Consider the following 10818-nt stretch of genomic DNA (forward strand, 5'->3'; position numbering starts at 1 on the left):
AGAGAACACGAAGTGTTCTCTTATTTCTTAACCGCAGCCATTACTTCAGCCGCAAAATCGTTGGCCTTTTTCTCGATACCCTCACCTAAATGATATCTGGTAAAGCGGCGAACCGAGATGTTTTCGCCAATTTTGGCCACACTTGCAGTAATTAACTGAGTTATAGTTTTGTCTGAATCCTTGATGAAAGGTTGTTCTAATAAACAGGCTTCTTTATAGAATTTCTCCAAACGGCCTTCAATCATTTTCTCAACAATATGGGCCGGTTTACCTTCGTTAAGAGCCTGAGCACGAAGTATCTCTCTTTCATGATTCAGTATTTCTTCAGGTACTTCTTGCCGAGTAACATAAGTAGGATTTGCAGCCGCTATTTGCATAGCTATATCCCGCACCAATGCTTTAAAACCATCAGTTTTCGCTACAAAGTCAGTCTCACAGTTAACTTCGAGTAAAACGCCAATACGTCCTGCCCCATGTATATAAGCTTCTACAAGCCCTTCAGAAGCAACCCGGCTAGCTTTTTTTGCAGCAGCTGCCAATCCTTTTTCACGCAAAAAATCAACAGCCTTTTCCATATCCCCGTTAGTTTCGCTCAACGCTTTTTTACAATCCATCATACCAGCGCCAGTACGTTCCCGTAATTCTTTAACCATTTCAGCTGTTATCATTTAAAATCCTCCTAACGATTATTAAAGGTAAGAGGGCAAAAGCCCCTTACCTTTAATCTGCAGATAATAGTTTACTCAGCCATCTGTTCGCCTTGGCGACCTTCTAAGATGGCATCAGCAACTTTTGCGGTAAGTAGCTTGACAGCGCGGATAGCGTCGTCATTACCGGGAATAACATAATCAATTTCATCAGGATCACAATTAGTATCAACAATACCTACGATAGGAATTCCCAAATTGCGAGCTTCAGCCACCGCAATCCGTTCTTTTCTTGGGTCAATAATAAAGAGAGCACCGGGAAGTTTGTGCATATTCTTTATGCCGCCAAGAAATTTCTGCAATCGTTCCATCTCATGACGCAACGTAATTACTTCTTTCTTAGGCAACACTTCAAACATACCTTTTGCTTCCATATCTTCAAGTTCACGCAATCTGTTAATGCGCTTTTGAATAGTCTGGAAATTAGTCAGCATACCACCAAGCCATCTCTCATTAACATAAAACATGTCACATCTGATAGCTTCCTCTTTTACAGCTTCTTGAGCTTGTTTCTTAGTGCCTACAAACAACATGGTTTGTCCCTGAGAAGACAAATCGCGTACAAAATTATACGCTTCCTCTACCTTCTTAACTGTTTTCTGTAGATCAATAATGTAAATACCATTACGCTCCGTAAATATGTACGGGGCCATTTTGGGGTTCCACCTTCTGGTTTGATGTCCGAAATGAACACCGGCTTCCAAAAGCTGCTTCATGGAAATAACCGACATAAAATTACACCTCCTGTTAATTTACCGCCGCAATCCGCATTTTTTGCTTTCACCAATTTGGCACAGTAGCAAAATTAGATTACGTGAGTGATAACACCAAAAATTAGTATAGCACAAGTAGCTGCCGATAACAAGTGACATGTCTTAAAAAAACTTTTTTGCCTATTTTGCCAATTAAATCTATTTTTTATGCAACTGTAAAAGAAGCATTATCTCGCCTTTCCCCATTCCAGTAGACTTAGCAATTTCAGTCACATTATAGCCCTGATCCGCCATTGCAATAGTAAGCCGGTGCTTTTCGAGGTTCACCGGGTCATTAGTCACTGTCTTTTTATCAGTTGTATCCGCTGTATTAAAAGGCTTGACCATTTCAAATTGACCAAATGCTAGCGGTGTATCACTAATACCGGCAGCCGGTACAATAACCTGATTATTTTCGGTCATAAAAACCTGATTATTTTCTAATTTGATTAATTGTTCAATGATTTTATTGGCATCTTCAATCTGTTGGCTAAGCACTTCAATCTTTGCCTCAGCTTCATCTAATAACAATTCAAGCTGTGTTGCCTCATCCTCCAACCGCTTAACTACTAAATCTGCAGTTTGTTCGAGTTTCTGAGTAAACTCATTTGTTGGAGCAGATATGTCTAAGGCAAAGCTCTTAATAATCATCTCTTTCTTATATACCAGGAAAAAAGCTAAAAGTAGCATGGCAAGCATTGAAACAATAACGCCAGTAAGCAAAAATAGCACCTCGCAGTTACGTTTTTATATCAATAATATGGCCAAGGATAGGGTCCTCACCAATAACATTGTTCTCTGCATTCTCTTGTTCCTCTGTTTCTACTTGATTCAAAGCAGTGCCCTTACGAGAATAGCTATTGGAAGATTGGTTATCTTTTGTCTCATCACGTTTCACTTTACTGTTCTGACTTTTTAGTATGTCTTGAACCTGATGTTGCTTTACTTCTGCCGTTTTTTGCATCTCTTCGGCAAACTGCTGCTGTTGTAATGCACCTTGTTGAACTATATTACTTTGATGCTTCTGAACTTCTGTTGCTCTCGGAATAAGCACCTGCATATCAATTGATCTAATACTCATTACAATCGCCACCCAATCATAAATTTAATTGATTGGTAGATTTATCGTTATTTATAAGAACCTGTTTTAATTTCGCCGTCTTCAGCAAAAAAAGCGGCATATTTAATTGGATCTCTGACTGGCTTTACTAATGTTCCTATGACTAGTTTTACACCTGGATAGACAGTATCAGAAACTTTTATGCGTCCGTAACGCATTTCTTCGAACACTAGTTCGATTTCCGCAACTCGATTACGCATAGCTTCAATCTGTCCAATTAAATGAAATTGAGCTTTAGTGAGCTTGAGCAGCATTTCGCGCTTCTCCGGCGGCAAAGAATTCAGGTTTATAGATTTTAGTATGCTTAGTGCCTTTTGGGTTTGTTCAAGATTAAATTCGATTTTTCTGACTTCTTTTCGCAATTCTTGATACTCTTCACGCATTTGAGGGTTTACACCGACCTCAATATCGGTATTAGTCGCTGAGGCAGTACCGATAGTTTTTGCTCTGATTTCCTCACCTGCCGAAATCTGCCCACCTACAATCAGCCCGCGGCGTTCTTCGACAATTACCCGTTTGACAGCACTTACCCGGCTATGTAATACAACATCGCTAATAATAACGTCTTTTCCTGCGTATACTTTAGCATTCTCAATATATTTTGCAATCACATTCTCGGCTGCTTTTATATGCCCCCGGTGCATCCCCTGGACTCCCATCCGGACAATGACATTTTTCCCTTCTACAATACCACCACTGACATTGCCCGCGATATCTACATTGCCTTCAGCCTTAACAGTAAAGCCGGTTTGAACCGACCCTTGAATCATTACATTGCCAACAAATTCAATATTACCTGTAGATAAATCAACATCACCCTTAACCTCAATAACAGGTACTACATTTACTTTGTTATTAAGAACAACAAGCTGACCTGATTGTCCCGCATGTACCTTCAGCCCATCTACTGCATACACGTTTTTTCCTATCGGTAATAGGATATCTCTTCCTGGTTTAGCTGGAACTTCATTCCCCAGGATATCCATACCAGCAGTGCCTGATGTAGGGGGTATTTTTTCAGCCAATAATTCATCTTTTAGAACCGTAGTAAACATATTAAGATTTTTAAAATCCACCCGGCCATCGTCAAGCTCAGCAGGTCGCCCTTTATTCTCTAGGTCAATATGATAGGTAATATAGGCATTAACACCATCGATAGGCCGCAACCCCTTGGCACACACCACTGTACTGCCTGGACGAGCAATTGCTGATTCAATGGCCTCAGCATCAATACCATAAACTATTCCCGTTGGCTTAATCTTATTCATAATATCGTCAATGAGTACTGGACGACATCCTTTGGGCAGATTTACTTGTAGAGCAGCCTCCATTCTATCACGAGCTACCAGAATCTGTATGTCAGGTTCTACTTCAACTGGTTTATCGGCAACCTTCACAGGCGTTCCTAAAGCCTCTTTCACAACACGTATAAGCAATGCATTGTCTAATTTGCTAATCCCGCGTTCCACCAAATTCTCAATAATCTGCGGAACTTTTACCGACTGTCCTGCACCTTGCGGGGAATAGACAGATAAATGAACACCTTGGTCATCTTCCGAAATACTAAAATATCCGTCAAGTGAACTAATGCTGTCTTCTGCCAGCTCTAAAAAGCGTTCATCTGAACCCATATATACCCCCCCATATCAATATACTACAAAAGACTTGACTTTAATCTTGATAGAGCGCCACGCAACCGGAAGATAGCTTTAGTATGAAGTTGCGAAATCCGCGCTTCAGATAATTTTAGTATTAGGCTTATTTCTTTTAAAGTTAGTCCATCATAATAATAGAGACTAACTACTAAACGCTCTTTCTCCGGCAGTTTATCTATACTTCTAGCCAGCAAAAACCTTACTTCTTCTTCTTCAAGATGTTGCGAAGGATTTGGTGTGTGTTGTGACGCCGTCTCTGTTCTTGCAAACTCCTCTAATGGAATGAGGGTGCTTGTATTCAGATGATTGATAAGCGTGTAAAGTTCACTAATCGAAATCTTCATTGCACTAGCAATTTCTTCGTCGTTTGCTGAGCGGCTGAGCACATGCTCTAATTTAGCCACAGTTTGTTCATATTGCCTGGCCTTTTGCCGTATTGTCGCAGGAATCCAGTCTTGGGCTCTAAGAGAATCTAGAATAGCTCCCCTAACGCGTACTACTGCATAAGTCTCGAATTTAACCCCGCGGTCAGGATCAAAACGTTCAATCGATTCCATAAGCCCAAAAAATCCGTTACTAATTAAATCATCCTTATCCACATGCTGAGGAAGACTAACTGCAATCCGCCCCGCCACCAGCTTAACTAAAGGCAGATAGTTTTCAATAAGCTTTTCCCTGATCTCCGGGTTTCGGTTAGTATGATAGTCCCGCCAAAGCTTGAGTGTGTTGGCAGCCTTCTGTTCAGCGTCATTACCTGGCATTAGCGCTTACCTCTCCATCCTACTTTTGCGTTAGTGTTATGTTTTCAAAATGTTCAGGATTCAGGGGTTTAAATTCAGAAGCTAGTGGCTCATCAAGGCTTACTACATCAATATTGTTACCTTTAGGCACTGTTTCGTTGATTTTACCCCGGAAATAACGCTCAGCAAATTGAGCCGATGTATATCCTAAAACCGCAAAAAGGACTACAGATACTAATGTCCGGTATAAAATAACAACTGGCGTAACACTACTCATGGCACCGACTAATATAGTTAAAATACCAGCAATAAGCGCCAAATATAAGCCAATCCGTACCTTTAGTGACATAGTCCCTTCCCCCAAAATTATAATTGTTTTTCACCTTTGTCAATTGTTTTAACCCTAAAAACTCCAGTATCAAGCTTCAATTCGACAGTACGTCCATAGTTGCCACCAGTATCTTCGGCAATTACTCTAATCTCCAACTTTTTAAGTACTGAACGTACCGCTTCGGCATTACGCTCACCTACCCTCATAATATCAGTAGTATTCGTAAATGTAAACATCTGTGAGCCACCGGCAATTTTGGCTGTAATCCGTGATTTGAGCGCGCCCATTTTAATAATTTCATTAAGCATTACAGGCAACGCAGTGTCAGCAAACTTCGCCAGGTTATCAGCAGAACGGGCTTGTGTACTGTCAGGCAACATAATGTGAGCCAAACCACCAACTTTTGCAGCTGGATCAAATAAAGCAATCCCCACACATGACCCTAATCCATAACTGATTAAGCTGTCGGGATTACGCCCAACCTTGTAATCAGCCATACCAACTTTTATTAGTTCAGCCATTATTCCTTCACCCCAATTGCCGTCAAGATTGTACTTAAGGAACCAGGGTCAGGAATAAGGAAAAAGTGGCCTTTAACGCCGTCATTATCAGTAGTAAATTCGGTCTCTATTACTAGTGCGTGGTCACCCATTTGTCCTAACTGAATCAAAATAACGCTTAAGATGGCACCAGCCATATCAATGGCCAATGCTGGAATCGATGGTAATAATGTTAACTTGGTAAAATAGGATAAAGCATTCAAATACGCGCCTGCCAATATATTACCGATTTCCATTAAAGCCGATTCATCCATGGAGTTAAGAAGCTGAGTTTCGCCTTGATTGCGACCCATTAACATATCAACCAGATAAAAAGCACTATCGCGGGGAAGGAGAAATAGAATACTGCCAGGCGCCGGGCCAAAGACTCTAAGATAGACACCGGCAACCATTGCATCAGGGCCACCCACCACCTCTGGTACTTCACCTAGAGGCAAAATTGATACCTCAGGTACAGTCATATCAATTTTTTGATTAATGAGTTGGGATAAGGCTGTTGCTGCATTGCCGGCTCCAACATTGCCAATCTCCCGCAGTGCATCTAATTGCAATGGTGAAAGTTTCAATATATCTTCTGACAAATCTCTCCACCCCTTTAAACATCAGTAACTAAATATTAGCCAGCTTTGACTTCCTGGCCTATCCCAATAATTGCCTCAGCATTAAGCAATATTAATAGCCGGTTTTCCATTTTACCCACGCCGCTTAAGTAATCAGCAGCAATACCTCCTACCACTGCTTGTGGCGCTTCAATACCCATTTGATCAATTGTCGTTACTTCTGATACTGCATCGACAATCATACCAATAATTATATCCTCGACTTTTACGATAATAATGCGCGTATCATCGGTGTATTCCTGAGGAGGTAAATTTAGCCTTTTCTTTAAATCGATAACCGGCAGTACACTGCCGCGTAGATTCATTACACCTTTAATATAATCGGGTGAATGAGGTACCCGGGTAATATCCGTCATTCGTTTAATTTCCTGGACTTGCAGGATACTGACGCCATACTCTTCGCGTCCCAGTTTAAATACAACCAATTGAACTTCATTGCCGGAAAACGTTACTTCAGACATATTTTTCTCCCTCCTGCTTATTGCTTTAAAGCACCAACATCCAGGATAAGCGCTACTTGACCATTACCTAAAATTGTAGCGCCAGCGATAACTTTAATGCCAGCCAGCAATTTCCCCATAGATTTGATTACTATCTCTTGTTGCCCAATGAGTGTATCAACAATAATCCCAGCACGATGCTCTCCCATATGGACAATTACTACAAATAATTCATCCTGATTATGAGCACAGGTATCAGGGGAATGAAGGACATTCGCCAATCGTACTATAGGAATAATTTGCCCTCTAAGCAGGATAACCTCTTGATTTTGAATAGTTTTTATATTTTCTGGCGTGATATTAATCGTACTGTCAATAGAACCGAGTGGAATAGCATAAATTTCATCACAAACTTTGACTAGCAAAGCCTGAATTATTGCCAGTGTCAACGGCAGGCGAATTTTGAACTTACTGCCTTCATTAATTTTTGTCTCAACATCTACCATGCCGCCTAATGATTCGATCTTAGTTTTAACGGCATCCATCCCTACACCACGGCCTGAAACATCAGTAACGGTGTCTGCAGTGGAGAAGCCAGGTAAAAATACTAGCCGGATTGCTTCTGTCTGTTCCATTTTATCTGCTTCAGCTTGAGTGATAAGGCCTTTTTCCAGTGCTTTTTGTTTTATAATATCAGCATTAATGCCTTTACCATCATCTTCAACCATAATAATGACGTTATTACCTTCATGACGGGCAATCAGACGAATTTCTCCGACAGGGTTTTTACCTTTAGCCTGTCGCTCAGACGGTTGCTCAATACCATGATCAATAGAATTCCTTAACAGATGTACTAATGGATCGCCGATTTCATCAATAACCGTACGATCTAGCTCGGTTTCTTCACCTTGAATTATGAGGTTAACTTCTTTATTCAGTTCACGCGACAAATCACGAACCATCCGAGGAAAACGATTAAACACTTGACCAACCGGGACCATCCGGACTTTCATAACTACTGCTTGCAAGTCGGTAGTTACCCTGTCCATTTGTTCAATAGTCTCGACAAGTTCAGCAAGCCGGTGCGTTAAACCTATTTGCTCAAGCCTGGTTTTATTAATAACTAACTCACCAACAAGATTAAGCAAACTATCCAGCTTATCAATATCCACCCTTACGGATTGACCACTTTTAAGCTTTTTATCAGCTAAATGGAGATTAGACTCATTTGCCGATACTTTTTCAGCTTTATCTCTAACAGATTTTGGGCTACTGTTGTCAATTAGCACGCTTGCCGCTTGTGAGCTGACGTTTTGTGATACCTTTTCTACATTGGCCAAATTTACCGATGAAGCAACTATAACGTTCTCAACCTCAGAAATACTTGTGACCGCATTTTCAATTCTATCAGAATCAACTCCAGTCACAATGACAACCTGAAAACTATAATCGAAGTTTTCTTTCTCCAGGTCATCAACAGCAGGTATACTTTTAATGACTTCACCGAGTTCCTCTAAAGCATTCATAACCATATAGGCTCTGGCAGATTTAAGCAGGCATCCTTCCCTCAGGTTTACATGAACTTCATAACACTCCATACCTTGCTTTTTTGCTGCCTTAACAACATTACTTTCTGTATCATCCAGTTTTATCGGCTCTGTTAAAGATACTTCCTGCTCTGATAAATCTATTACAGGTTGAACTGTCTGGCTTTTAGGTGCTACAGAAAAATCGCCTCTGGCTATAGCTGTTAGTTTGGAAATAAGAGGCTTAATTTCAATCGGATTATCTGAATTTGAAGCAACATTCTCCACCAACTGTTCTAATGTATCTACGCATTTGAATAAGGTGTCAGTAATATCATCATTTGCCGGTACAGTTCCTTTACGCAGTAAATCAAGAACATTTTCCATCTCGTGGGTAAGTTCAGCAATTGTAGTGAATCCCATAGTCGCAGACATGCCTTTTATGGTATGAGCGCTTCTGAATATTTCATCAAGCACCGCCAAACTTCCTGGATCGTTTTCAAGATCAAGCAGACAATTATTAAGTGTCTGCAGGTGCTCGCGCGACTCTTCTAAAAACATCCCCATATATTGACTAATGTCCATCTATTACACCCCCGTATTTCATTTATGTTAATTACTTGATTAGAGCTTTAAGTATTTCAGCGGTTACACCAGTGATAGGCGTTATTTTATCAACCACGCCCATTTCAATCGCAGATTTCGGCATTCCAAACACCACTGCCGTTGATTGGTCTTCAGCAATGGTCTGACCATTATGACGCTTAATTGCCTGGATTCCTTTAGCACCGTCATGCCCCATGCCGGTCAGAATAACACCAACTGCCTTACTGCCAAAAATACGGGCAACTGATTCCATCATAGGATCTACTGCCGGCCTATGCCCACCAAGCGGAGGATTCTGGTTGAGTTTAACAACAGCCTTCCCCCCTTCCCGCTCTACTACCATATGGTAATCGCCTGGTGCAATCAGCACAAGGCCCGGACGCAAAACATCATTTTGCTCAGCTTCCTTAACAGTAACGGAAGACAATGAGTTTAAGCGTTCGGCCAGCGATTTTGTAAAACCTGGCGGCATATGCTGAACAATAACAACCGCGCAGGGAATATTGCCTGGGAGTTTAGTGATGATTTCCTGTAGAGCACGTGGTCCGCCTGTAGAAGTACCAATAGCTACAATGCGTTCATCTGCCACCAAGCCTGTGGTCGCGGCCATTTTAAATGGTGAATTTAGAAGATTAACCGGCTGGATTTTTGTGAGTTGAGCAACATTGGCTTTCACAGCTGCCCTACATTTACTCAATATCTCGGCTCGAATTCCTGATATATTTGAAATTGGTCCGGCGGTTTTTGCGACAAACTCAACAGCGCCTAATTCCAGGGCCCGCAGGGTAGCTTCAGCACCTGCCTGGGTTAAACTGCTAATCATAACTACCGGTGTCGGACACTCTTTCATAACAACTTCCAGGGCTGTAATACCATCCATAACTGGCATCTCGACATCCATGGTAATTAAGTCAGGTTTAAGCCGCTTTACTTTATCGATCGCGTCTTTACCATTGCGAGCAGTATCAAGAACGGTAAAATCGGTTTCACTTGCAAACAAATCACTTAGTAGCTTGCGCATAAATACCGAGTCATCAACAACCAGTACCTTTATCAAAAACTCACCACCAATACCTAAAAGTCACTCCAAGCCTTTACGGCGTTGCTCAAGCTGCTTCTTAAAAATAAATTTGATAATATTGCCACGGTCTCTTTCGTTAATCTCAAGAAATTTAATCCCAATCCAGAATAATGCCCGGTCAGGTTGGGGCTGCTGTATTCTCATAACTTTGCTTCTAAGTGAAATCGGCCCAACACCAGGGTAATCCACATTCACCATTAATTCAGTATCAAGAGGCCAAAGATGGGTAGTAGCTATTTGTAAACCACCGCCACTAATATCTTTGGTTACAGCAGTAATTCTTGTATCTTCGATTTCCTTTCCATCAATAAACTCTGTAATTTGTACTGGTAAAGCCGCGTCTACCCTAACAAAAGCTCTTTGCTGGATTTTTTTGATGTTGTAAGGAGCAGCAATAATCCACACAGGCAGAGGCTGCATTTGTTTGGCAATTAGTGAGCTGGTAAACTCAAAAGCCGCAAAATTTGCCACAACCCGCCCAAAAAACACTTCCCCACGTTGCAGCATAACAGGTAGACTTTTAGTCATCGGCATCGCAATAACTATATTATCCGCATTAATATCCTCTATTCGGCTGCGATATTGCTCGACAAGCCCACTACTGCTAGGTACAAAAACCTCAATACGCTGATTAATTTTAAAAATTTCTTCCGATTTAATACTAATTAGAACCCCCTCCT

Annotated in this window: 13 protein-coding genes; all 13 read right to left on the reverse strand. The window is 41.2% G+C overall.

The genetic code is table 11. The annotated features are described in order from the left end of the window. Window positions 1-20 precede the first annotated feature (20 nt). Complete coding sequence (gene tsf, locus VN379_RS15040) at window positions 21-668, reverse strand: translation elongation factor Ts (protein ID WP_325535260.1); 648 nt, start codon at window positions 666-668, stop codon at window positions 21-23. Window positions 669-739: 71 nt separating this feature from the next. Beyond that, complete coding sequence (rpsB, locus tag VN379_RS15045) at window positions 740-1438, reverse strand: 30S ribosomal protein S2 (RefSeq protein ID WP_325535262.1); 699 nt, start codon at window positions 1436-1438, stop codon at window positions 740-742. 180 nt (window positions 1439-1618) lie between these two features. After that, the gene (locus VN379_RS15050) at window positions 1619-2182 is read right to left on the reverse strand and encodes a hypothetical protein (protein ID WP_325535264.1); all 564 of its coding nucleotides are present in this window, start codon (window positions 2180-2182) and stop codon (window positions 1619-1621) included. A 16-nt stretch (window positions 2183-2198) separates the two neighbouring features. Beyond that, window positions 2199-2540, reverse strand: coding sequence for a hypothetical protein (locus tag VN379_RS15055; protein WP_325535266.1), 342 nt, complete (start codon window positions 2538-2540; stop codon window positions 2199-2201). A 47-nt stretch (window positions 2541-2587) separates the two neighbouring features. Then, window positions 2588-4210 carry a FapA family protein gene (locus VN379_RS15060; RefSeq protein ID WP_325535268.1) on the reverse strand — a complete coding sequence of 541 codons (1623 nt, stop codon included), beginning with the start codon at window positions 4208-4210 and terminating at the stop codon, window positions 2588-2590. A 23-nt stretch (window positions 4211-4233) separates the two neighbouring features. After that, a complete protein-coding gene (locus tag VN379_RS15065) occupies window positions 4234-4995 on the reverse strand; it encodes a FliA/WhiG family RNA polymerase sigma factor (RefSeq protein WP_325535270.1) in 762 nt (253 codons plus the stop codon). Window positions 4996-5014: 19 nt separating this feature from the next. Then, window positions 5015-5323 (reverse strand): hypothetical protein, encoded by a 309-nt coding sequence (locus tag VN379_RS15070; protein ID WP_325535272.1) that lies wholly within the window; start codon window positions 5321-5323, stop codon window positions 5015-5017. 17 nt (window positions 5324-5340) lie between these two features. Next, entirely contained in the window at window positions 5341-5826 is a 486-nt protein-coding gene (locus VN379_RS15075; RefSeq protein ID WP_325535274.1) for a chemotaxis protein CheD, read from the reverse strand. Further along, window positions 5826-6446 (reverse strand): chemotaxis protein CheC, encoded by a 621-nt coding sequence (locus VN379_RS15080; RefSeq protein ID WP_325535276.1) that lies wholly within the window; start codon window positions 6444-6446, stop codon window positions 5826-5828. Before VN379_RS15080 ends, VN379_RS15075 begins: the two co-directional genes overlap by 1 nt. A 35-nt stretch (window positions 6447-6481) precedes the next feature. Then, the gene (locus VN379_RS15085; RefSeq protein WP_325535278.1) at window positions 6482-6946 is read right to left on the reverse strand and encodes a chemotaxis protein CheW; all 465 of its coding nucleotides are present in this window, start codon (window positions 6944-6946) and stop codon (window positions 6482-6484) included. A 17-nt stretch (window positions 6947-6963) separates the two neighbouring features. Then, window positions 6964-9036, reverse strand: coding sequence for a chemotaxis protein CheA (locus VN379_RS15090; protein ID WP_325535280.1), 2073 nt, complete (start codon window positions 9034-9036; stop codon window positions 6964-6966). Between the two features lie 31 nt (window positions 9037-9067). Continuing rightward, on the reverse strand, window positions 9068-10114 hold the full coding sequence (locus VN379_RS15095; protein ID WP_325535282.1) for a chemotaxis response regulator protein-glutamate methylesterase: 1047 nt from the start codon (window positions 10112-10114) through the stop codon (window positions 9068-9070). A 24-nt stretch (window positions 10115-10138) separates the two neighbouring features. Further along, the coding region (locus VN379_RS15100; protein ID WP_325535284.1) for a flagellar brake protein at window positions 10139-10818 on the reverse strand (680 nt) is incomplete at its 5' end.

It is taken from the genome of Sporomusa sp. (genome assembly GCF_035561255.1).
Classification (GTDB): domain Bacteria; phylum Bacillota; class Negativicutes; order Sporomusales; family Sporomusaceae; genus Sporomusa.